The sequence below is a fragment of the Dethiosulfatibacter aminovorans DSM 17477 genome, from assembly GCF_900142005.1.
In the GTDB taxonomy this organism is placed as follows: Bacteria; Bacillota; Clostridia; order Tissierellales; family Dethiosulfatibacteraceae; genus Dethiosulfatibacter; species Dethiosulfatibacter aminovorans.
This window is the reverse complement of the sequence record NZ_FQZL01000007.1, coordinates 135,540-160,294: the sequence shown is the minus strand read 5'-3', so window position 1 is coordinate 160,294 and position 24,755 is coordinate 135,540. Positions and strand designations below refer to the sequence as shown.

The 24,755-nt window shown below is 41.6% G+C and carries 20 protein-coding genes; 15 read left to right on the top strand and 5 right to left on the bottom strand.

Annotated features, from left to right (window positions below; translation table 11 throughout):
- Nucleotides 1–38 precede the first annotated feature (38 nt).
- From BUB05_RS05965 to BUB05_RS05955, 3 genes are all read left to right on the top strand, one after another.
- Nucleotides 39–1,352: a GntP family permease gene (locus tag BUB05_RS05965; protein ID WP_073048593.1), complete on the top strand. Its 1,314-nt coding sequence runs from the start codon at nucleotides 39–41 to the stop codon at nucleotides 1,350–1,352.
- Nucleotides 1,353–1,596: 244 nt separating this feature from the next.
- A complete protein-coding gene (locus tag BUB05_RS05960) occupies nucleotides 1,597–3,021 on the top strand; it encodes a sodium/glutamate symporter (RefSeq protein WP_073048592.1) in 1,425 nt (474 codons plus the stop codon).
- Nucleotides 3,022–3,058: 37 nt separating this feature from the next.
- On the top strand, nucleotides 3,059–4,684 hold the full coding sequence (locus tag BUB05_RS05955) for an amidohydrolase (RefSeq protein ID WP_073048590.1): 1,626 nt from the start codon (nucleotides 3,059–3,061) through the stop codon (nucleotides 4,682–4,684).
- Nucleotides 4,685–4,744: 60 nt separating this feature from the next.
- Here the strand turns inward: BUB05_RS05955 and BUB05_RS05950 are convergent, their stop codons facing one another.
- Together BUB05_RS05950 and BUB05_RS05945 are read right to left on the bottom strand one after the other, a co-directional pair.
- On the bottom strand, nucleotides 4,745–5,158 hold the full coding sequence (locus BUB05_RS05950) for a DMT family transporter (protein ID WP_073048589.1): 414 nt from the start codon (nucleotides 5,156–5,158) through the stop codon (nucleotides 4,745–4,747).
- 13 nt (nucleotides 5,159–5,171) lie between these two features.
- Nucleotides 5,172–5,591: a DMT family transporter gene (locus BUB05_RS05945; protein WP_073048587.1), complete on the bottom strand. Its 420-nt coding sequence runs from the start codon at nucleotides 5,589–5,591 to the stop codon at nucleotides 5,172–5,174.
- A 274-nt stretch (nucleotides 5,592–5,865) separates the two neighbouring features.
- Between BUB05_RS05945 and BUB05_RS05940 the strand changes: the two genes are divergently transcribed.
- The 6 genes from BUB05_RS05940 to rbsB all read left to right on the top strand — a co-directional run bounded on the left by BUB05_RS05940 (nucleotide 5,866) and on the right by rbsB (nucleotide 12,116).
- A complete protein-coding gene (locus BUB05_RS05940; protein WP_073048584.1) occupies nucleotides 5,866–6,540 on the top strand; it encodes a Crp/Fnr family transcriptional regulator in 675 nt (224 codons plus the stop codon).
- Between the two features lie 276 nt (nucleotides 6,541–6,816).
- A complete protein-coding gene (rbsD, locus tag BUB05_RS05935) occupies nucleotides 6,817–7,212 on the top strand; it encodes a D-ribose pyranase (protein WP_073048582.1) in 396 nt (131 codons plus the stop codon).
- Between the two features lie 110 nt (nucleotides 7,213–7,322).
- Complete coding sequence (gene rbsA / locus BUB05_RS05930) at nucleotides 7,323–8,822, top strand: ribose ABC transporter ATP-binding protein RbsA (protein WP_073048576.1); 1,500 nt, start codon at nucleotides 7,323–7,325, stop codon at nucleotides 8,820–8,822.
- Entirely contained in the window at nucleotides 8,822–9,796 is a 975-nt protein-coding gene (gene rbsC, locus BUB05_RS05925; protein WP_073048571.1) for a ribose ABC transporter permease, read from the top strand. The genes rbsA and rbsC overlap by 1 nt, the downstream gene beginning before the upstream one ends.
- An 18-nt stretch (nucleotides 9,797–9,814) precedes the next feature.
- Nucleotides 9,815–11,107 (top strand): GMC family oxidoreductase N-terminal domain-containing protein, encoded by a 1,293-nt coding sequence (locus BUB05_RS05920; RefSeq protein WP_073048569.1) that lies wholly within the window; start codon nucleotides 9,815–9,817, stop codon nucleotides 11,105–11,107.
- Between the two features lie 109 nt (nucleotides 11,108–11,216).
- A complete protein-coding gene (gene rbsB / locus BUB05_RS05915; protein ID WP_073048567.1) occupies nucleotides 11,217–12,116 on the top strand; it encodes a ribose ABC transporter substrate-binding protein RbsB in 900 nt (299 codons plus the stop codon).
- Between the two features lie 134 nt (nucleotides 12,117–12,250).
- Here rbsB and lpdA read toward each other — a convergent pair whose 3' ends face one another.
- From lpdA to BUB05_RS05900, 3 genes are all read right to left on the bottom strand, one after another.
- A complete protein-coding gene (gene lpdA / locus BUB05_RS05910; protein WP_073048565.1) occupies nucleotides 12,251–13,933 on the bottom strand; it encodes a dihydrolipoyl dehydrogenase in 1,683 nt (560 codons plus the stop codon).
- A 66-nt stretch (nucleotides 13,934–13,999) separates the two neighbouring features.
- Nucleotides 14,000–14,350, bottom strand: a complete 351-nt coding sequence (locus BUB05_RS05905) for a carboxymuconolactone decarboxylase family protein (RefSeq protein WP_073048555.1) — start codon at nucleotides 14,348–14,350, stop codon at nucleotides 14,000–14,002.
- Nucleotides 14,351–14,578: 228 nt separating this feature from the next.
- Nucleotides 14,579–14,974 (bottom strand): MarR family winged helix-turn-helix transcriptional regulator, encoded by a 396-nt coding sequence (locus tag BUB05_RS05900; protein ID WP_073048553.1) that lies wholly within the window; start codon nucleotides 14,972–14,974, stop codon nucleotides 14,579–14,581.
- A gap of 236 nt (nucleotides 14,975–15,210) precedes the next feature.
- Between BUB05_RS05900 and BUB05_RS05895 the strand changes: the two genes are divergently transcribed.
- From BUB05_RS05895 to BUB05_RS05870, 6 genes are all read left to right on the top strand, one after another.
- Nucleotides 15,211–15,609, top strand: a complete 399-nt coding sequence (locus BUB05_RS05895; protein ID WP_073048550.1) for a hypothetical protein — start codon at nucleotides 15,211–15,213, stop codon at nucleotides 15,607–15,609.
- 118 nt (nucleotides 15,610–15,727) lie between these two features.
- Nucleotides 15,728–17,284 (top strand): ABC-F family ATP-binding cassette domain-containing protein, encoded by a 1,557-nt coding sequence (locus BUB05_RS05890; RefSeq protein ID WP_073048547.1) that lies wholly within the window; start codon nucleotides 15,728–15,730, stop codon nucleotides 17,282–17,284.
- Nucleotides 17,285–17,540: 256 nt separating this feature from the next.
- On the top strand, nucleotides 17,541–18,479 hold the full coding sequence (locus BUB05_RS05885; RefSeq protein ID WP_073048544.1) for a type I phosphomannose isomerase catalytic subunit: 939 nt from the start codon (nucleotides 17,541–17,543) through the stop codon (nucleotides 18,477–18,479).
- Between the two features lie 119 nt (nucleotides 18,480–18,598).
- Entirely contained in the window at nucleotides 18,599–19,468 is an 870-nt protein-coding gene (locus tag BUB05_RS05880; protein ID WP_073048541.1) for a 3'(2'),5'-bisphosphate nucleotidase CysQ family protein, read from the top strand.
- A 113-nt stretch (nucleotides 19,469–19,581) separates the two neighbouring features.
- Nucleotides 19,582–22,260 (top strand): putative bifunctional diguanylate cyclase/phosphodiesterase, encoded by a 2,679-nt coding sequence (locus tag BUB05_RS05875; protein WP_073048539.1) that lies wholly within the window; start codon nucleotides 19,582–19,584, stop codon nucleotides 22,258–22,260.
- A 104-nt stretch (nucleotides 22,261–22,364) separates the two neighbouring features.
- The gene (locus BUB05_RS05870; protein ID WP_073048536.1) at nucleotides 22,365–24,749 is read left to right on the top strand and encodes a diguanylate cyclase domain-containing protein; all 2,385 of its coding nucleotides are present in this window, start codon (nucleotides 22,365–22,367) and stop codon (nucleotides 24,747–24,749) included.
- The last annotated feature ends 6 nt before the right edge of the window (nucleotides 24,750–24,755 follow it).

Here is a 24,755-nt window from a genome sequence, read left to right as displayed (position 1 = left end):
TTAGATTTGAATTAATCAATTACAAATAGGAGGAATTCATGTTAGGAACAGTAGGGATTTTAGCAGGTATTGTATTATTAATTTATATGGTTTATATTGGATGGGGGTTGTTTCCGGTATCACTTGTTGCATCAGCGGTTATACTCTTGACCAATAGGATTGGATTATGGGATGGATTGAGTGTTAATTACGCTCAGGGATTTACTTCATTTATTGGTACGTATTTTCTGATATTTATCTTTGGTTCCATATTTGGGCAATTAATGAAGGATAGTGGTTCTGCAGAATCAATTGCATTTAAGATAATTGGAAGTGTAGGAAAGAAAAAAGCTTTGCTAGCAACTGTTTTGGCAACATCGATACTGTCTTTTGGTGGGATAGCTACATTTATTATTATATTTACAATGTTCCCAATTGCAAAGATCATGTTTGAACAAGCTAAACTTCCAAAGAAACTTATCGCAGCCGCCATTGGATTGGGAGCAGGAACATATACCCTGGGTGCATTACCGTATTCCCCTTCGCTACAAAACATAATACCAACAAAGGTGTTAGGAACAGATGTGGCTGCGGCTCCTTTGCTTGGAGTAATTGCAGGCATCCTATTGTTTGCTTTTGGTTATATATATCTTGAGAGACAAGCGAGAAAAGAATTGGCTAAAATTACTAGTGATGATGTAGTCATTACCGACGACTCAGAAAAGAGTGAAGATCTGGATCTGAAAAAAAGCGATTTGCCTAATTGGGGTCTTGCAATTCTTCCGATTTTGATTGTTATTGGAACACTGATAGCTTTGAAAGGAAGAATAACTCCAATTTACAGTCTTGATATTGCATTGCTGCTGGGTGTCACAAGTACTTATCTATTGAACATAAAAAGATATGATGATTTTATGAAAAGCTTGAATACTGGGGCAAATAACTGTATCATGGCTTTGATGACGGCTGCGTCGGTGATTGGATTTGCTGCAGTTGTTAGAAGTGTACCGGGATTTGAGAAATTTCTGGATTTTGTGCTTAATATCAATCTTCACCCATACATGTCTGTTGCAATAGGAATAAACATTATTGCAGGAATCGTCGGATCAGCTACAGGAGGCATACAGATATTCATGGAAACCATGGGTCCCCACTATCTTGAAATGGGTGTAAACCCTGAAGTTCTTCATAGAATCGGAACTCTTGCATGCGGTGGATTGGATTCGCTTCCTCATTGTTCAAGTGTTGTAATTGCTTTTATGGTGATGGGAGTTACACACAAGGAAGCATACAAGGATTTTGGAGTAATTACTGTATTGATTCCTATTGTCGTTACTATTATAAGTGTTGGATTGGCTATAGTATTGTATTAAGATAATTGAAATTGAAGAACACCTTTAAAAGGGTGTTTTTCAATTTTAAAAGGTAGATATTTGAATGTGAATAATTGGATGAGGGCTTGCACCTTGCAACTTGAGAGTTGCAAGGTGCAACTGATTTTCGGTGGCTTTTCACTATCGACTGATTGAATTGTTGAAACACCATTGTTTGTAAATTGGCATAAATATTGCAGTATAACTAGTAGCAATATAAATAAAATAATAGGAGTGTTAAAAAATGCAATTTGAACTAATTACAACTTTTGGATGGTTGTCATTGATGATGGTCGTGGGAAGTATATTAAGAGCAAAGGTTAAACTGTTACAAAAATCGTTGGTACCTACTTCGATTATTGGAGGCGTTGCAGGGTTGATTCTAGTTAATTTGGGGTTGATAAAAGTTGATTTCAGGCTACTATCTCAAATAGTATTTCATCTGTTTGTTATATCATTCATAGCGATTGGATTAATGGATGGACATGCCAACAATGAAGGTCAGGAAAAGGTTAAACTGACTAAGAATCCAATGTTTAAAGGAGCCTTTGCGATGGCTTGTATGTTCCAAGGCATATTCTGTGTTCAGTCAGTACTTGGATATGGTGTTATCAAGGGACTTAACATTGCAGGATTGACTTCTGCATTGCCCGTTTACGGATTGCTGACGCCTACAGGAATGGCATTGGGTCCGGGACAGGCTTCGGTTGCAGGATCGATATTTGCAGCAGCAGGTCTTGAAAAAGGTGTGGCAGTCGGTCTTGCCTTCGCTGCAGTAGGATTTCTTGGATGCTTTCTAGTAGGCATACCGGTAGCGAACTACGGTATAAGAAAAGGTTTGGCTAAAGGTGCAGGCCATTTGTCTGATGAATTTTTATCTGGAATTATAAAGAGGGAATCTGAAAAAGAGTCTGCCGGAGAAATAACATTCCATTCTGCAAATGTTGAAACATTTAGCATTCATTTTGGAATAATAATGATATGCTATTTGATGGCGTATTACATGGTTCAGGGAATTGTAATGTTTGTGCCGGCTCAAGTGGGAGCAGCACTGGTAGGTACAATGTTTATTTTCGGACTGGTGTCTGCAACAATTTGTAAAAAAGTAATCAAAACAACCAATACAGATCATTTGGTAAATCCTGATTTGATGAAGAGGATAGCAGGATGGGCAATTGATTTTATGGTTTTAACTACAATCATGGCGGTACAGGTTGAAACTTTGGGTGAATACTTAATTCCGATTATAATAGTATTTATTATAGCGTTACCTGTAACGGGGATTATAATGTATCACTTCGGTAGAAGAATAGGTGGAGATATAGATTTTGAAAGAACACTTGGGATATTCGGTGTTGCTACAGGTACAATGAATACAGGATTACTTCTGTTGAGAATGGTTGACCCTGACTATAAAACAGATGCTTCAAAAGAACTTGCACTTCATATACTTATTAACGACACGATTCTAGGGGGAGTTCCTTTGGTATTTGTAGGATTGGGACCAGCGATGTTTGGATGGACCCACGGCTTTACATTGATTGTAATGTCAGGGCTTGCTCTTATGTTCTTTGCATTAATACCGATTTTCAAATTATACAATAAACCAACATTTTCAATATTCGGGGACAGAAAGCAGAAAAATGAGCAAGAATTAGTGATTAAATAGTTTATTCGACATATTAATTAATTTCAGGAGGAAGATAATGCCAACTGTTGCAGATAAAATATACATTGGTAAAATTTTAACACTTGATGAAAACAACATGTATCCAGAAGCGGTATCGATAAAGGATGGAAAAATTCTGGAAGCAGGTACACTGGAAGAGGTTTTTTCGTCAAAAGGTGAATATACAGAGATAGTGGAGATTAAAGAGGGTGTTCTTGCACCGGCATTCATTGATGCCCATGGACATTTCGGAATAGAAGTATTGGTTGCAGGCTGGATTGATATACAAGCACCTCCATATGGAGAGTGTTCTGACATTGACTCGATTATAGCCAAATTAAAAAAAGAAATTGAGGTCAAAAGAATCGAACCAGGTGATTGGGTAGTAGGATTCGGTTACTATAATGACGAATTGAAAGAGAAAAGGCATCCGAATAGATATGACTTGGATATGATATCTAAGAATCATCCCATCGTCATTTGGCACGCCAGCCTTCATTTCTGTGCATGCAATTCAAAAGCGCTTGAAATGATGGGACTTGACAATAATACTGAAAATCCCTACGGAGGGGAATTCTGCAGGGATGAAGCAGGTGAATTAACCGGTGTTTGTATTGGAACTGCTAGATATAAGGTGGTTGCCAGCCTTCCTCAGCTGACTATGGAAAAGAAGATTGAGAATCTTAAGAAAGCAGAAGATTTGTACTTCAAATACGGTGTGACAACTATCCAGGACGGAGGAACAAGACCCGATGATGTTGCACTCTTCAAATATGCCATGGAAAGAGATGTATTTAGGGCTGATATTGTCTGTTACCCTATGATAGATAGGGAGAATATTGTTGAAAACAGTGGAATACCTGTGAATGAATACAAAAACCGGGTTAAGATAGGCGGAATAAAGATGGTGGCAGATGGTGGGTTTGCTGGAACAGTAAAATTAAGCAAGCCGTACAATGTAGTTGAAGATGGAAAACCTGCAGATTATACAGGGCTGATGTACGAGACTAGAGAAAACATGGATGAATTTTTAAAATACGGTTTTGAGAATGATATAGCAACTATGATACATGCAAGTGGAGATGCTTGTATAGATATGGTTTTGGATTCATATGAAGAGCAATCAGCAAAGCTGAATGTAGATTTGAATAAAAGAAGAGATATATTGCTGCATTATACATTCCCGAGACTTGAACAGGCGGATAGAGTAGGAAGATTGAAAATGTTCCCATCGCTTCTTTCTCCCAGAGTGTACTTTGCACGCCAGAAGGACATAGATAGGTATGGAGAAGAACGATTTAGTAGAATGTGTCCTTCAAGTCAATTTGTGGAAAAAGGAATGAGGTTTAGTCTACATATGGATGCCCCTATGTACCCACCACATATTATGCCAATAATGCATGGTGCAGTCAATAGAAAATCAATTGAAGGCATAGATATAGGAAGTGAATACAGGATATCAGCACTGGATGCATTGAAAGCGGTCACAATAAATGCGGCATATCAGTATAGAGAGGAAAACATTAAGGGAACAATCGAAAAAGGGAAGATGGCAGATTTAGTAATTCTTAACAAGAATCCACTTGAAGTGGAACAGATGGATATAATTAACATTGAAGTTTTGGAAACAATAAAAGAAGGAGTTACTGTATTCAAAGCATAGGATTTGATTTCGGAACTAAGCAAAAGGCAAAGCATTCGGAAGAAAGAGCTTTGCCTTTTTCTACTTCCTCTCGTTGAACCATACCCCGGTGAATACCAGAAGCACCCCAATGAGCTTTCTGAAGTTGAATGAGTCAAAGATGAAGTAGTCAACTATAGTGCTCATTATGGTCTGTCCCATGAAAGGCAGCAGTACCAGATAGATAGCGGGAAGCCGCGAGCTTATGTGGTTGTATATTAGTATGACAAAAAGCCCGAAGAAGAATCCAAGATATTTGTAGGGAGGCACATGGACAATGACCGGGGATACCGATTCGGATCCGAAGACCATAAGGACAGCAAGTGCTACAACCGTTCCTATTCCGAAATTCAAAAGGGAAGTCTTGTAGGTTCCAACCTTGAGGGTCAACTGGCCGTTGAGGACGGGGCTCACCACAATCATTACTCCCATTATTACTGCTAAAATATAATACATATTTACTCCTTTCTTAGCTGAACATGATGAATATTCCTGCCAGGATGAAGGAGTATCCTATTAGGTTCTTCTTCCTGAAGGGCACCTTCTCCATTCCGAAGAGGCCGAATTCATCTATTGCAAGGGATATGAGGACTTGGCCAACCAGGTTGAACACGATGAGGAAGGTTGCTCCTATGTTTGCTATGCAGGCGGAGGCGATCATGACTGTCCCTGCACTCATGACACCGGGCAGGTAGTACTTTGCTTCCAGGCGTCCCATTCTGAACTTGTTTTTGTCCAAGGCAACATAGATGAAAAACATGAAGACCAGGGAAAGAACGTGGTGGACTGCAGATGTCCAGTATACGGAAGTGCTGCCGGTGAGCATTCCGTTGAAGGTGTTCATTATGACTATGAAAAATCCGTTTATGAAAATCATTAGTTTGTTCATTGCATATTAATTCCTTTCTTCTATTATGTTACGTTCCGCAATTATGGATAACAATTCCCTACTCCGTCGTCCCATGAATCTATAATTGATGTTGTTGATTCAAGGTCCTCCAAGTCGAGACCTCACTGTTATCCATAATTGCTCCACCTGTAGTATTGGCAACAATAATTATTTTGATGTTTATATGATATATATTTTTTCATTCATATAACATGACATATGTCATGTTATAATAAAAATATACATGGTTAAGTATAATGGTTCTGGAGGAGATATGGAATACATTAATGATAAAAAACTTTTGGGAAAATATTTTGATGAATACGGCCTTGACGAGCTCCTTACTCCCAAGGCCAGGGACATGGCCGAAATGGTAAGGTTCAGTCCCGGTGAGGAAATATTGAGTACGGATGAAACTCTGGAAAGTTATTATATATTCGTGGAGGGAAGATTGAAGGTTTACTCCATCCAGGAAAACGGAAGGTATCTGCTGTTGAAGTTCTACAGCGGATTCGATACCCTCGGCGATATCGAACTTATAAGCGGAATGAAAATAAGCAGCACGGTGGTAGCCGTAAAGGAATCGATTCTCATAAGGATCCCGGCTGCAAGGCTCAAGGCGCTTGTATACAACCATCCGCCTTTCCTGAGGTACTCGGTTGAAAACCTGGGGAAAAAGCTTCACGACCTGTCCAAACACAGCGCACACAACCTTTTGTATCCCCTGAGAAACAGGCTTGCAAGTTTTATCTATGTACAGCTGGAGGACAGTGAGTTGGTGATGCCGGACAAGCTTGTGGACGTTGCGGAATACCTGGGAACAACCTACAGGCATTTGAGCAGGGAGCTCAATTCCCTGGAGAGGGAGGGTGTCGTGTGCAGAAAGGGCAGAAGAATAAAGGTGCTTGACAGGTCAAAGCTGGAGGAGTTGGCAGGGAATATATATTGAAAAAATTAAATGACAATATTGTCATTTGTTTGCAGAAAAAAATGAATTGCTTTATAATATAGGTATAGATTCATCTATTGGATAATTTCATAATTTAGATTATTTTTTGTTTGACACAATGTGTTTGGCTCGGGATTTTTCATTTAATGCGATCAGGTCGTTTTGTTTAATCGGGGAGGGGAACATGTTGTGTCATTTTGTTTATAATTTTTTTGACAATCGTTTAACTACCGTTCAGCTATCGCTTGGCTATCGTTAACAAAGAGGAGGATGAAATTGAAAAAAGGAAAATTCCTGAATTCAGAAATCACAAAGGTTATTTGCGACATGGGACATACGGATGAAATTACGATAGGAGATGCAGGGCTTCCAACACCTGAGGGTGTCAAGAAAATAGACCTGGCCTTGCGGGAAGGATTGCCGTCATTCCTTGAAGTGCTTGAACTTGTACGGGAAGAGATGGAGATTGAAAAAGTGGTACTTGCAGCTGAAATCATCAAGAACAACCACGATATTTATGAAGCTGTAATGAAAATGTTTGAAAATGCAGAAATAGAATTGATTGAACATGAGGATTTCAAAAGGAGAACGGAGTCTTCCAAGGCCTTCATAAGGACCGGAGAATGCACTCCGTATGCCAATATTATACTTAAGTCAGGAGTAATATTCTAGTGAGATGATTTCAGTTCTTTCTTGTGTGTGAGTTGAGAGATTTAGTAATAAGTGTTCATTTTATCAATAGGTTTGCTTTTATAATGAAATTGTTATAGGAAGGTGATGTAATGCCTGAAAAAATCCTGGAAATGATTGGCGTGCACAAGGAATTTCCGGGAGTCAAAGCCCTGGATGACGTGCATTTGAACGTTTACAAAAAAAAGGTGATGGCTCTTCTTGGAGAAAACGGTGCAGGCAAGTCCACACTCATGAAAATTCTTTCAGGAGTGTATCAGAGGACGGAAGGAAAGATTCTCTACAAGGGAGAAGAGGTGGAATTCAAGAATCCCAGGGAAGCGCAAAAAAGCGGAATAGCAATAATTCATCAGGAGCTCAATCTGGTTTCCGAGCTTTCCATAGGAGAAAACATATTTCTGGGCAGGGAGCCCCGGAAATACGGCAATATAATAGACTGGAACAAGCTTTACGAAGATGCGGAAGCATTGCTTAAACAACTCAACATAACGGAAAACCCACGAAGAAAAATCAAGAATCTGAGCATAGGCAAGAAACAGATGGTTGAAATAGCAAAGGCCTTGTCACTGGATGCGGAAGTGATCATCATGGACGAACCGACAGATGCTTTGACAGATACTGAAACAGAAAGTCTTTTCAAGATAATCGAAACACTCATCGAAAAAGATAAAAGCATAGTATATATTTCCCACAGGCTTAAAGAAATATTTCAAATGTGTGACTATGTGACAGTTCTTAGAGACGGACAATTCATATCCGAAAATCCAGTTAAAGAAATCGACGAAGACAAGTTAATAGAAATGATGGTAGGAAGAAAGCTTGAGGAACAGTATCCATATCTGGAAAGGGAATTCGGTGATGCCTTGCTCAAGGTAAAAAAAATCAGCAACGACTATGTAAATGACGTATCATTCGAAGTCAGGGCAGGAGAAATACTCGGTGTTGCAGGACTTATGGGAGCGGGAAGGACGGAGCTTGCAAAGTCCATCTACGGAACCATCAAGATAGACAAGGGAACCGTATACCTTGAGCACCATGCGTTGAAGATAAAGTCGGAACACGATGCCCTAAATTCAGGCATAGCCTATGTTTCGGAGGACAGGAAGAAGGATGGTCTTGTTCTTGGCTTGAGCGTAAGGGAAAACATAAGTCTTTCGGCGCTGAAGGAGATATCGAAATACCATGTCATCAACAAATCAATGGAAAAGAAGGAAGCTGAATTTTATGTTGAGAAGATGTCAATAAAGACACCTTCACTGAGACAGAGGGTGAAGAACTTAAGCGGAGGTAACCAGCAGAAGGTCAGCATTGCAAAGACTCTCCTCACGAAACCAAAGGTTTTGATACTTGACGAGCCCACAAGGGGCGTTGACGTTGGAGCCAAGAAGGAAATTTACGAGCTTATCAACGAATTCAAGAGTCAGGGAATGGGCATAATGCTGATATCTTCTGAAATCCCTGAAATTCTGGGCATATGCGACAGGGTCATGGTAATGCATGAGGGAGAGGTATCTGGTTTTATTGACAGAAAGGATGCCGACCAGGAAAAAATCATGAGGCTTGCCGTAGGAATAAGGGAGGATGATAGATAATGGACAGCAAATCAAAAAAAAGGATCATTGAAAACGATAGGGACTACAAGTATTACTTGAGAAAATACCAGTCCGTAGTGGGTCTTGTTCTCTTTTCTCTGATTATTTCACTTCTTGAAAGAAGGTTCCTTACTGTTGGAAATATCTTCAATGTCTTCAGGCAGACGTCCATAAATGCTGTAATTGCAACAGGTATGACCTTTGTAATCCTGACGGGAGGAATCGACCTTTCTGTAGGATCCACACTGGCATTTTCCAGTGCAGTAGGAGCATATTTACTTGGAAGCGGGATGAATACGCCTCTTGCTGTTGTAATAACATTGGCTGTTGGACTTGCAATAGGAATGTCAACGGGCATAATCATATCCAAGGCAAAACTTCAGCCTTTTATAGTCACCCTGGCCATGATGACAATATTCAGGGGAGCTACCCTTGTGTTTACCCAGGGAAGGCCAATCAGCACAGGTTATGAAAAAAATGCAGAACTTTTTTCGAGTATAGGTACAGGAAGTTTGTTTGGAATTCCCACACCGATAATAATAATGATCCTGATATTTGCCATAGCGTTTTTCATACTGAGGAATACAACCATAGGACGATATGTGTACTCGGTAGGTGGAAACGAGGAGGCGACAAAGCTTTCAGGTATAAATGTCGACAAGATAAAGATATTCGTATATGGAACAAGCGGGCTTCTTGCCGCACTTGCAGGAATAATAGTGACTGCAAGACTGTCATCGGCACAGCCTACGGCAGGAGCAGGATATGAGCTTGATGCCATCGCTGCAGTTGTACTTGGAGGTACATCCCTGGCAGGAGGTATAGGATCGATTTTCGGTACCGTAATAGGTGCACTGATAATAGGTATTCTCAACAATGCCTTGAATCTGCTGGATGTAAGCTCATACTACCAGCAGCTGGCAAAGGGGCTTGTCATTCTCATAGCTGTGCTCCTTGACAGGAAAGAAAAATAGGTAAAGAAGGCATTTGTCATGAAGATTCATGAGAAGAAATACGATTATGTAATAGTGGGAAGCGGAACGGCAGGAGCCACCCTTGCAAGAGAACTAGGCGGGAAAAACCACAGTATTCTCATTATTGAAAAAGGAACTCGCGAGGAGAAATACGGAAGCTTTGCCGACTCCCTGAGGTATTTCGATCTTCATAAAATAACGCATAGGCCCATCAAGTCGAAGGAAGGGCTGATAATATACAGAACCATAATGGCAGGAGGAAGTGGATTCGTATCTGCCGGGAATTTTGTCAGAAGCATGGAGGTTGAGTTCAAGGATCTGGGCATTGATCTGACCGAGGAGTTTGTGGAAACGGAAAAGGAGCTGAAGGTGGCTCCAATCCACGAGGACCTGATTTCGGATGGAGGCTGGGCCATAGCCGAGGCTGCAAATGATCTTGGCTATAATATGAAGCTAATGCCCAAGGCCATTAGTCCCGGGAAATGCATAAAATGCGGCAACTGTACCCTGGGCTGCACAACCGGAGCCAAATGGACGCCTTTGGTCTACCTTGAGGAGGCTTTGGAACGCGGTGTTGAGATAATGTACAATGCATCGGCGGAAAAGGTCTTTGAAGAAAAGGGCACTGCAAAGGGAGTCGTTGTCCACAAGGGAAGGAAGGAGATCCTTGTAAGGGCCGGCAAGGTCATTATTTCCGCCGGAGGAATAGGAACCCCACTCATTCTGCAAAGGTCTGGAATATGGAATGCAGGCAGCAGCCTCTTTGTTGATACCTTTGTAATGGTTTACGGGATGCACAATGAGTTAAGCCTTGCCCGCGAACCTCAGATGTCCATGGTATGCACCAGGTTCTACAACAGCGACGGATTCATACTGTCCCCCCATGTCTCCCATCCAAGACTGCTCAAGTATATTGAAGCGGGAACCGTGGGATTCATGATGGACGACAGCAGAACCCTGGGCATAATGACAAAGATAAGGGATGAAAACTTGGGCAGGATCTATCCCAACGGCAGGATACTCAAGACGGTAACGAGAAGGGACAGGGGTAAGATAATAAAGGGAACCGACCTGGCTGTGGAGATACTCTTGAAGACGGGGGTCAAACCCAGAACCCTTGTGAAAACCAATCCTGCAGGAGCACATCCCGGAGGTACGGCAGCCATGGGCGAAATTGTGGATTATAATTTTGAAACGAAAATCAGCAACCTCTTCGTATGTGATGCAAGCGTGTTTCCAAAATCACCGGGCTTGCCCCCTATGGAAACCATCATGGCACTCGCGAAAAAACTGGCCAAGAAAATCGGTTAAAGTGAAATTCTCAGGACTTTTGTCCTTTGAATAATCGGTCATCAGAAACATTCCGGCCGATCAAATAAAATAGTTGCAGCAGGGGCTGCAAGAATTTAAGGAGGAGAACATGAGAAAAGTATTATCATTGGTATTGGTGCTCGTACTGGTACTGGCTGTATTTGCCGGATGCCAGCCCAAGCAGGAGGAACCTGCAGAGGGAGGAGCAAAAGTAGGCTTGATCGTATCGACTCTCAACAATCCTTTCTTTGTAACTCTTAAGGATGGAGCAGAAGCAAAAGCGGCAGAGCTGGGTCTTGAACTTACGGTTCTTGATTCTGAGAACGACTCGGCAAAGGAACTTGCAAGAATGGAAGACCTTATTACCAAGGGAGTTGATGTTATACTCATCAATCCTACAGACTCCGATGCTGTCGGAAATGCAATCAAGGCTGCCAACGATGCGGGAATACCTGTAATAACCCTGGACAGGGGAGCGAATGCTGGCGAGGTTGTAACACACATAGCTTCAGACAACGTATCAGGAGGAAAGATGGCAGGTGAGTTCATAGTCGAGCAGCTTGGCGGAAAAGGCAAGGTGGTTGAACTTGAAGGTATAGCTGGAACATCTGCGGCAAGAGACAGGGGCCAGGGATTCAACGCCGCCCTTGAAGGAACCGATGTGGAAGTAGTGGCAAAACAGGTTGCAGACTTCGACAGGACCAAGGGACTTTCAGTTATGGAAAACATCCTTCAGGCACAGCCTGAGATCGATGCCGTGTTTGCACACAACGATGAAATGGCACTTGGAGCCCAGAAGGCAGTAGAAGCTTCAGGTAGAGACATTCTAATAGTTGGCTTCGACGCCACAGACGATGCAGTCAAGGCAGTTGGGGAAGGCAAGATGGCGGCAACAGTTGCCCAGCAGCCTTCAATGATAGGATCACTAGGAGTGGAAGCTGCACAGAGCGTAATAAATGGAGAAGCACTTGATGAGTTCGTACCGGTAGACCTGATGCTGGTCAAATAAGTTTGCAAAAAGAATTTTCCGAAAATCAGACAGTAGAGATTGTTCCTACTGTCTGATTTTTTAATGAAAAAATTTCTTATATCAAAAAACAAAAAGAACCGTCCCTTTTGTTTTTTGAACGGTTCTACCGGTTGCTATTTGTGTATGGCCTTACCGTATATGTCAAGTATTCCTTCGTGTACAGCTTCTGCAGTGGTCGGATGGGCATAGATTACTTCCGATGCATCCTTTTGGGATGTTCCGTTTTCTATCATGTTGGTGATGATTGAAATCAGGTCCGATGCATGTGGACCTATGATGCTTCCGCCGATAGCCTTGTCGCTTGTCTTGTCGTAAATTATCTTTACAAAACCTTCAGGCTCCCCGGCGGTGAGGGCTTTTCCGTTTCCGGCAAAGTTGAATTTACCGATGGCGATTTCGACACCAAGGTTTTTTGCTTCCTTTTCACTGTATCCTGTAACTGCTATCTCAGGTATTGTGAATATTGCCGAAGGCACATTGTTGTACTTCATCTCATGTGATTCACCCAGGATATTCTTGACTGCAGTGAAGCCCTGGTGGGAGGCTACGTGGGCCAGCTGCATCCTTCCATTGAGGTCTCCAATAGCGTAGACATTTTCTGCCGAGGTCTCCATCTTGTCGTTGACCTTCACAGCATTTTTTCTTTCGTTAAGGTCAATTCCAAGTTTTTCCCAGTCGACACCTTCAAGATTTGCAACCCTTCCTACACACATGAGTACCTTTTCTGATACAACAAACCTGGATTCGTCATTTTTGACAAATTTGGTTATGAGTTTATCATCTTCCGTTTTTATAATTTCATCTGCTCTTGAACTTGTATATATTGTAATGCCTTTTTCTATAGCTTCATTGTAGATTACCTCTCTTACATCATCATCTATTATGTTGATTATTTCATCAAGGAACTCAACAATTGTAACCTTTGTTCCAAATGAAGAGAATACGAAGGCGAATTCCATTCCAATAACTCCGCCGCCTATTATGGTAAGGGATTCAGGAATCTCTTCTATGTCGAGAAGCTCCTTGTTTGTGAGTACGCCATCAAGATTTGAACCTGGTATATTGATTTTCATTGCCTGGGATCCCATGGCAAGTATGAGGTTTTTGGTGTTTATTGTGAGGTCCTCTTTCTTGTTCTTCACCTTAATGCAGTTCGCTGATTCAATTTTGGCTTCACCCATTACGGTCCTTACCTTGTTTGAAGACAGAAGATACTCGATTCCCCCTCCAAGGGTTTCGACTATACTGTTTTTTCTTTCCAGTACTTTTTTCATATCGACTGAAAGGTTTGATGAAAAGATTCCGAATTCTTCGGATTTCTTCATTTCGCTGAAGAGTGACGCAGACTTTACAAATGCCTTAGTAGGAATGCATCCCCAGTTCAGGCAGGTGCCGCCCAGTTTCTCCCTTTCGATTATTACTGTATCAAGACCTTCCTTTGCTGCAGATATGGCAGCTTCGTAACCTCCCGGACCAGCTCCTATGACTACAAGATCAACGTCAAGAGTTTCAACCTTGGCTTTTGCAAGACCGAAGCTGTAGGCAGCTTTCTTGGCTTCAGCTTTCTTTCCGTCGACAGTGAAGAGCTTGTCTCCGATGGAAACTTCCTGTCCCGCTTCAACCAAAATTTCTGTAATGGTACCATCGTATTCAGATGTTATGTCAACTGCAGACTTTGAAGTTTCTATAGTCAGAAGTGTATCTCCCGATTTAACACTATCACCTTTTTTAACTTCTATGCATCCAATGACACCCTTTCTGTCATGACCCTTAATTTTTGTTAATAATATATCCATTTTTCACCTCTTTAAATAGTCAAAGAGGCAGATTATCCGCCTCTTTTGTAAGTCTTGTAAAGTCAATTACGCAAAGTCAGGTGCAAATTCGTCCACACATTCCTTCAACAGAGTAACACTGTATGCCATTGCAGGTCCGCCGCCGAATGCAACGGAAACCATGGCAGCTTCCATAATTTCTTCTTTTGAAGCCCCTGCCTCCAAAGCTTTGTATGAATGGTATACAATACAGTATTCACATCTGTTGTATATGCCGATTGCAACACTCATAAGCTCTTTGGTCTTAAGGTCAATAGTTTTTGGTTCATAACATGCACCAAGTAAATTCATAAAAGCGCCAACTTCTTCCCCGTTAGTATGTCCGACTGCTTCCAATCCATTAACAAAATCATTCAATTTCTTTCTTACATCAGCCATAGGCTACCTCCAAAAAATATAAAATTGCGCATGCAATAATTAGCATAGCATGCATTTTGTACAGTATACCAATTGATGAATAAATTGTCAATAAATTCACAAATAAACATATGCCCTTTTTGCCTTTGGTGCGTTCATTATTGCAAGGGATTACGCATTTTCGACTTTCTTAGACTATCAAAAAAAGAACTGCCCTAGGGCAGTTACTGTATTGTTATGAGTTATATTCTATTTTATGGGAGTAGCACCAATAATATTGTCAAGCATCTTGTCCATAACCTTTTGGAATATTTCAAGTTCCTCCGGTGATATGTCCCTTACCAGGTCATCGTTGAACTTGTCACCGTAGGGAAGTAGTTTCTCTATTGTCTTGTTTCCCTTTTCAGTAAGTTTTATGATTATCTCCCTTTTGCTTTCAGGATTGATATATCTTTCAGAAAGTCCGTTGTTCTCCATCCTGTCCGGCAGTCTTGTCACTGTAGACGGCTTGAGATTCATCATTGTAGCAAGCTGAACCTGCTTCATTTCCTTGTATTTATTGATATAGTACATTGCTATCCATTGGATCCTTGTTACATCCGTACCCTTTAACCTTCGACCGAAGGCTTCCGAAATAACTTTCATGTTATTGTCGGCTACATAGAATACTCATTTATCAAGATTGAATTTTGTCACTATCATTACCTCCAGTACATTGATGATACTATAATACCATATTTTATCAGATAATTTAACCATGTCAAAGAAAAAATAAGGAATAAATATTCATATGCTGTGCAAAGTACAGGAAGCAGCGGTTGTAGTATTGGATTAAAAAAAGTATAATTGTTGTAAAGAATAGCATACAGAAGGAGGATAAAATGTCTAAGATAAACAGTATAATCAAGTATTTATCAGTAATTGGAATAGTCTTTTCGATTTATCTCGTAGTGAGGGAGCTTTTGGATAAGGGATATTGTCCCGATTTTTTTGGTACTCCGGCCTGCTGGCTGGTGCTTCTTGCATATGTGCTTGTGTTTCTGTCGACACTCATGAAGAAGGGAAAGAGCATACTCTTTTATCCCGGGGCACTTCTAGGGGTAATACTGGCTGTGAATTTTTCTGCAAGACAGTTGTTTTCAATAGAAGATTGTCCTCAGATAGTTGATGTACCTTTATGCTATGTGTCATTCATTATCTTTGCAGTCATGATCCTTTTGTTCATATTGCAAAGGAAAATGGGAAAAAGAAAAAAGGCAGCTAAAGATGCTGAAGAATGATTATTTCCCTTGATTTTATGGCAGATTACTGATATCGTCTATATGAATCAGATGATGTAGTTAAAGCTCCTAAGATGCTTTGTACCAGCTTAGGAAAGTTATATGTACAGGAGAAACGATGAGTATATTAAATGTAGAAAATGTAAATCACGATTTTGGCGGAAGAAAAATACTGGAAGAGGTTACCTTCAGGCTTCTTAAGGGAGAGCACGTAGGCCTTGTTGGAGCAAACGGGGAAGGGAAATCCACACTTCTCAACATAATCACGGGAGAGCTTATGCCCGACTCGGGAAAGGTTGAATGGTGCAACAGGATAACAACGGGATACCTGGACCAGCATACCGTACTTCAAAAGGGAATGACTATCAGGGAAGTCCTCAGAACGGCCTTCAACCACATGTTCGAGCTGGAGGCTGAAGTAATGGAAATCTATGACAGGATGGGAGATGCCTCGGAAGAAGAGCTTAACAAGATGATGGAAGACGTTGCTGAGATCCAGCACGAGCTTGAACACAACGGGTTCTATACCATAGATGCAAAAATTGAAACTGTTGCCAAGGGTCTAGGTCTTGGGGATATAGGACTTGACAAGGACGTGGCCGACCTCAGCGGAGGGCAGAGGACGAAGGTTCTACTGGTCAAGCTGTTGCTTGAAAGTCCAATGATACTGATCCTTGACGAGCCTACCAACTATCTTGACCACGAGCATATAGAATGGCTCAAGAGATACCTTAACGACTATGAGAACAGCTTCATACTGGTATCGCACGATGTTGAGTTTCTAAACAGCGTAATAAATGTAGTACTTCATCTCGAAAATTCGGAACTCAACAGGTACAAGGGCGACTATGACAATTTCATGAGGATGAACGAACTTAAGAAAAGACAGATTGAGCAGGCATATGAAAAGCAGCAGAAGGAAATTGAAAAGCTTGAAACCTTCATAGCCAAAAACAAGGCGAGGGTCGCAACGACAAATATGGCGAAATCCAGACAGAAGAAACTAGACAAGATGGACAAGATTGAGCTTGCAAGGGAAAAGATAAAGCCTGAATTCCATTTCAAGGAAGCCAGGGCTTCAAGCAGGTATCTCTTCAAGACTGAGGATCTTGTAATCGGTTACGACGAGCCGCTGACGGGTAAGCTTAAAATTGAACTTGAAAGAGGACAGAAGGTTGCAATCAAGGGAGTCAACGGACTTGGAAAGTCCACCCTTTTAAAGACAATACTGGGAGCACTTAAACCCTATTCTGGAAATGTCGAGAAGGGAGACTATATATTCCCCGGATATTTCGAGCAGGAATCATCGGAAGACAACCAGAAGACTGCCCTTCAGGCAATCTGGGACCTTTTCCCGTCCATGACAAACGGAGAGGTAAGGGCCGCTCTAGCAAAATGCGGCTTGACAAATGAACATATAGAAAGCAAGATGATGGTTCTCAGCGGAGGGGAAAATGCCAAGGTAAGGCTTTGCAAGCTCATGCTAAGGGAAGTGAACTGGCTGGTTCTTGACGAGCCTACCAACCACCTTGACGTTGCAGCCAAGGATTCATTGAAACAGGCCCTCAAGGAATTCAAGGGAACGATTCTTCTTGTAAGTCACGACCCGTTGTTCTATGAAGACTGGGTTACAGACATCTGGAATGTGGAGGATTGGACAACCAAAATAGTATGATTACATATGGCAGTTTCGTGCAAATATCCTGATTTGTTCCCTACTCAATTCAGCATGACAATCTGAATTTTATAAGGATGATTGTTACGCTTCAATTCGAGACCTCACAAACCAGGATATTTACACTATAGGTTTCATGGCTTTATCTGCACATGTAATAATACTGTTTAAATTTTCTGCGACACATTTGCCTTTAGATGAAAAAGTGAGTATAATATTTTTAATAGAGACAAAATACTATTAGTGGGGTGAAATCATGTATCCATTGAAATTCAAAAGTATTTACAAGGAAAAGATTTGGGGTGGAAGAAGGCTTGAAGCTTACAGGGACGACCTTCCTCCAAACAAGAATATAGGGGAAAGCTGGGACCTGGCTTGTCACGACTATGGCGACAGTGTTGTTGAAAACGGAGAATATGCAGGAAAGACAATAAGCCAGCTCATCAGTGAACATAGAAATGAACTTCTGGGAGCAAAGATAGATTCGGAGCAGTTTCCCTTGAGCGTAAAGATAATAACTGCAGACGAGAAACTGTCAATTCAGGTCCATCCTTCAGAAGACTATGTGAAGAAGATGAACTTCCTTGGTGGAAGAACGGAGGCATGGTATGTAATTGATGCGGATCCAGGGGCATATCTATACCTTGGCATCAGGAACTGCACAAGGGAAGAGTTCAGAAAGGCACTGGACGATGATACCTATGAGAAATGCATCAACAAGGTTGAAGTGAAGGCCGGAGACATGTTTTATGTGAAAAGCGGACTTCTTCACTGCATAGGAGGAGGGATAACCCTTCTGGAAGTCCATGAAAATTTCGAAAAGGAATTCAGGATTTTCGACTACAACAGGGGGAGGGATCTTGACCTGAAAGAGGCTCTTGATGTCCTTGATTTTGAAACCGAAGACATAGCAAGCGACTACAGGCTTATAACCTATAAGGGGAACAACATCAAGGAATACAATCTTCCTGCCAACTTCAACATAGAAGTCTACAATGTCCAGGAATCGATGCACCAGACTTCTGACAGGAACAGGTTCCACATATTCACCTGTGTCAAGGGAGAAGGTGAGATTGTCCATCTCAAGGGAAGGGAAAAAATTGCCACAGGCGATTCCTACCTTATACCGGCAGCCCTTGGCCGATATGAGTTGGAAGGCGAAATGACATTGGTGAAGAGCTATGTACCAATTTAAGGAAATTAGACAATAACTGTTATTGTCGTTGATAAATAATTGAAAGCCAGGCTATGCCTGGCTTTTATAACCCCCAGAATCGTTGGTTTCACACGATTTATTGTAATGGAGATTATCGGATGGATGAGATAACTGAAAAAGATATTGAATATTTAAGGAAATTATTGCCTGGCATCATTGGAAAAATAAAGGAAACTGCATATTCAGCAGGAAGGATAATACTTGAAATATATGAAGGGGACTTCGTTGTGGAATACAAGAATGACAATTCTCCTCTCACTATGGCCGACAAGAAGGCTAATGAATATATTGTCGAAGTACTTGAGAAGGAATTCCCGGATATGGCCATACTAGCAGAGGAATCGGCCGATAATTCCGAAAGGCTCTTAAACGACTGGTGCTGGATAGTGGATCCTTTAGACGGAACAAAGGAATTTGTGAAGAGAAACGGCGAATTCACCGTGAATATTGCCCTTTCCTGCAAGGGAAAGTCCGTTCTTGGTGTTGTCTATGTTCCCGTATGGGACGAGATGTACTGGGGATACAGGGGTGGAGGAGCCTTCTACAGATACGGGTGCAGGGAATTTTATGAGGGTTGTGGCCCGCATTATGAAGATATGGAATTGACAGGAGAGAAGATCCATGTTTCAGACAGGGTGGACAACCTCATAATGCTTCACAGCAGGTCCCACAAGACGAGCATAATAGACGACCTTGTAGAGAGGAACAGCGACAAGATAAAGAGCATCAAATGTGCAGGGTCTTCATTGAAGGGGTGCCTTATAGCAAAGGGTGAAGGGGATATCTATTACAGGTACGGCCCGACCATGGAGTGGGATACTGCTGCAATGCAGTGCATAGTGGAAGAAGCGGGAGGAATGTTGAGGCAGATGGATGATTCTGAGATGACCTACAACAGGCGTGACAGTCTCAACAGCAAAGGGTTTTATATTCTCAATTCCATTGAAAACAGGCTGAAGCTTCAATAGCTTGACACGTTGAAAAAATAATATTCCAGGTTTATTTATATGATGATTTAGTATATACTTTTAAAGTCAGCGTATAAAATCAAAAAATAGGAAATTGCTCTGGAGATAAAAATATGGACAAGAAAAGATTAATATACATACCTCTACTTTTAACTCTTTTTACGGTGTTATTAATAAATATCACCACATATCACATAAGCAAAAACATATACATGAACCAGCTTGAAGATTATGCTGAAAACCTTGCAACAATGCTTTCCCGAAAAATAAGCGACAACAGCGAAAGCCTGGACAGGATTATTGGAATAGTGGATGAAAAAATGATAGGTATAGGCAGGGAAGTTTTTAGGAACAGGGATAACATAGACAGCCAATACCTGAAGGAGGCATGTAAAAACCATAACCTTACAGGCCTTTATCTGTATGATAGTGAAGGAAGGACCGTCTATTCATCCGATGATAGCCTGACGGGATGGAAATCCGAAAAGGGAGACCCCATTGATATGTTTTCAAGGTCTGAGGAACCGGTATTGGTGGAGGATATACGGAAGTCCCTGGACGGAGATGAATATATAAAATCGATTTTTGTCAGAGGTGACAATGGGGAATTTGTGCAGATAGTGATAAATGCAGAACACATACGCAGCCTTGTGGAAAAATACACATACCAGGCTGCTCTTGACGATTTCACCAGGGACGAACATGTACTTTATGGATATGTATTGAATGTGGAACCAGGAAGCTTTCCCGGGAACCTCGACATAGGAGAACATGCGGTATCCGGTGATTTCTCCCACATGGACGCCCTTGAGGTTACGGTGCCCCTGAGACATGGAGGAAAGATTGTCGGCAATATAATCCTGGGAGTAAGCCTTGAATATGCCAGAACAAGCATGTATATGGTTTGTCTGAATGTGGTTGCACTATGCTGCGGATGGATATTGATATTTTACCGGATGGTAGGGAAAAAGCTGATATCATCCCTCAACGAGCTTGACAGGAATCTTAAGCTTATAAATGTTGGTGAACATGCAGCCATCATGATGCCTGAAGATAAAAAAAGCGTGTTTGTCGGCATCTATGGGACTATAAACAACATGCTGCACAAAATTTACGAATACAACGAAAAAGTTAAAAAGCTAGACAAAAAGTTTTTTTTGGCATTGAGGGAATCGGGGACGGTATACTGGGAATATGATTCGATGAAAAAGAAACTTGCGTTTCCATACGGAGACGTGCTGAAAAGCAGCCATGTGAATGGGGGATGCGATGAAATTGCAATTTCCGAGATATTGAAGGACGGCATGGTTGACTCGGTATATGAAAGGATTTCAAGAAGAATCAGCGAGTCCGGCAGTAAAACCCAATTCGTGGAGAGACTGGGAATGAAAGATGGAAAGGAAGCCTGGATTTACCTTGCCATTATGAAGAACGTGGAAGAGGAAAAAGGGCTCTACAGCGGCATCTGCATTGACATTTCAGGGTTGAAGGAGCAGGAAAAGCATATCTACGACCTTGCATACAAAGACGATATAACATCCCTGCACAACAGAAGATACTTCAATGAAAAGTTCAAGGAGAAATTGCTGAAAAACCATTCGGGAACTGTAGTCATGATTGACATAGACTCGTTCTATGAAATGAATAATGTAAGAGGAATGTGTTTTGGAGATGAGGTTTTGAGGGTTGTCGGCAACCTGATAGAATTCTGCAGTGGAAAAGGGTCGTTTGTGTCGAGACTTGGTGAAGACGAGTTTGCAGTCCTCATGGCAAATGACGGTGAAAAGGTAAATGGGTTTCTGCAATGCATAAAGGAGAAGTTTGGAAGGAATATTTTGATCGGAGGCGAACCTGTGAAATTGAATCTGAGCATCGGAGTAACATCATTCGGAGCGGATTCTCATAATGATGAAAGGATTCTGAATGAAGCCGACCTCGCCATGAAAAGTGCAAAACAAAGCAGCAGGAACATTACCAACTACAGGTATTTTAGACAGCATATGCTCGGTGATATCATCGAAATAAATAAAATCAGCGAACTGTTGAATCATTCCATTGAAAATGACGGATTAAGGCTTTTGTACCAGCCTCAAATCAATTCTGCCACAGGCAGTGCAGACGGCTTTGAAGCTCTCTTGAGGCTCATGGACGTCAACATAAGCCCACCTGATTTCATAAGCGTAGCAGAGGGAAGAGGAATGATCAACATCATAGGAAGATGGGTGTTTGAGGAAGCTGCAAGACAGATTTCAGAGTGGAAGAGGAAAGGATTTGCGGTGAAGCCGGTAGCTGTCAATATGTCGGTAAGGCAGATTGACGACAATGGCTTTGTAGAATTCATGGAGAAAACACTGGAGGGATATGGTGTTGAACCGGAATATATTGAAATTGAGATTACGGAGAATCTTCTCTTTGAAGACACAAAGAGAGCTGTTGTATTTCTAAACAAAATCAAGGATATAGGAGTGAGCCTTGCCCTTGATGACTTTGGAAGCGGATTTTCCTCCATCAGCTATCTTACCAGGTTTCCCGTTGACAAGATAAAATATGACAAGTCACTGGTAGATCAATATGCAAACATCGACAAGTGCAGCGTTATACAAAAGCTGAACCTCCTTGCCGGGGAATTCAATATCAAGACTCTGGCAGAGGGCGTTGAAACGCGTGAACAATTCGAGCTGCTGAGGGATGCCGGATGCCATGCGATCCAGGGATACTATTTCAGCAAGCCGCTTGAACCTGAAGACGTAGAAAAAAACTTCCTGAAAGGCGCCGGGGATATGATTTTTTGAAAAGGGAATTGAATCATATGACCGAAAAAGATTGAAATTCAAAAGAGGCGACAGTATAATAAGTCTATTGAACAATTGTTGACTATACAAATATTGGAGATAATATGGTTAAGGAACTTTTTTTTGGACTCATCTATAACACTTCACTGCTTCTCGTCCTAAGCATGCTTTATTCATCCCTCACATTGAGGTTAAAGGAAAATGACAGGAGGATATGCTTCTTATCGGGAGTGGTAATAGGAATCGTAGGCATTGGAATAATGACTCATCCCATTCCTCTTGTCGATGGGATTTTCTTTGATACCAGATCAATATTGATAAGCTCCACAGGTCTGTTCTTCGGATTCGGACCTACTTTTATTGCTACGTTGATTACAAGTGCATACAGACTTCACCTCGGAGGAATAGGTGCTCCAACGGGAGTGCTGGTCATCGTAACATCTGCAGCCATAGGCCTTTTGTGGAGAAAATTCAGGTTTGAAAAACTGACAAACTCCGACAAGCGGTTACCTGTGATTGAGTTTTACCTTATGGGAATGGTTACTCATATAGCAATGCTTCTTGAGATGCTTACTTTAGGTGCAATTTCTACTTTTGTTCTTAGGGCTATATTCCTTCCTGTAATAATAATTTATCCCATAGGGTCCCTTATGATAGGGATTATACTGAAGTGCCAATTCGGCAATAAAAAGACCCAGGACGAGATACAATACAATGAAAACAAGTACAGAACACTGGTGGACGAGATGAATCAGAGCCTTCTCCTCGTAGAGGTTGTGAGGAATGGAGATGGTGCCATAGAAAATCTCAGGGCTTTGGATGCCAACAGTAATTTTTATAGAATGACCGGAACGACCAGCAGGGCAGTAGAGGGAGAAGGTCTTCCACATATTATGGGAGCAAAAGATAAAGGTTTTTTTGTGAAGCTTGCAGAGCAGGTATTGGAAAAGGACTCCTATACGGAAGAATATTTTATGGAATCATTCGGAAAGTATTTTGAATTCCATTCCTACAAGACAAGGGAAGACCAGTTTGCAATGCTTATAAATGATATAACCAAGAGAAAGGAACTTGAAAAATCCATACTTGAAAGTGAAAACAGATACAGGAGTCTTTTCAACAACAACCTTGCAGTTATGCTACTGGTGGATTCCCGGTCAGACAAGATCGTTGATGCAAATCCTTCAGCCTGCAGCTTTTACATGCATACCCTCGAAGAGCTCAGGAACATGAAAATTTCAGACATCAATATACTGTCGGAGAAGGAGATAGATCATGAAAAGTCACTTGCTGTCATTGAAGGCAGAAAGCACTGCAATTTCATCCACAAGCTGTCCAATGGAGAAGCAAGGGATGTTGAAGTATATTCCGGTCCGATTGAAATTGGAGGGGAAAAGCTCATATACTCCATTATTCACGATGTAACGGAAAAGGTAAGAAGGCAAAAGGAAATAGAATACCTGAGCTTCCATGACCAGCTTACGGGACTCTATAACAGACGGTATTTCGAGGAAGAACTTAACAGGCTTGATGTAAAAAGGAACCTTCCACTTTCCCTGATAATGGCAGACTTAAACGGTCTTAAGCTTGTCAACGATGCCTTTGGACATGCCATGGGGGACAAGTTGCTTGTATCTTCGGCAGAAATCATAAAATCCGTTTGCAGGGAAGATGACATAATATCAAGAGTAGGCGGGGACGAGATGGTAATTCTGCTTCCCAACACGGGACGGAAGCAGGCTTATAGAATAATCGAAAGAATCAGGGAAATTGCGGAAAAATCGAAATTTGACGATTTCAACATATCCATTTCTTTCGGCTTATCAACGAAAACAGAAAAGGATCAGGTTATGGAGACCGTATACAAGGAAGCTGAAGACAACATGTACAAGAACAAGCTCTTTGAAAGCAAGAAGATGAAGGGCAATATGATAGACACCATAGTAAATGCACTATATGAAAAGAGTCCCAGGGAAAAGAACCATTCCGAAAGGGTCAGCCGGCTTTGTGGTCAAATGGGTATTGCCTTGGACCTTAGCCGTGACGAGATAAATGAGCTTAAGTCAACAGCACTCCTTCATGACATTGGGAAGGTGGCCCTTGATGATGCCATCCTTAACAGGAAGGTAAGGATTACTAAAGCAGATGATGCTCAGATGATGCGTCATCCTGACATTGGCTACAACATACTGAGCTCCGTAAACAACTTGTCAATAATTGCAGAGAATGTACTTGCCCATCACGAGAGATGGGACGGAAGGGGATATCCCAAGGGTCTCAAGGGCGAAGAAATTCCATACATTGCGAGGATAATAGCACTGGCGGATGCCTATGACAAGATGACCGATTATGAAAGACACAGGAGGCCTATGACCGGTGATGAGGCCGCTGAGGAAATCAGAAGATGCAGTGGAACACAGTTTGATCCGGTACTGGCTGCAATATTCATTGAAAAGGTCCTGAAAAAGGACAGTAAGGATGCAGTTTAATACCAA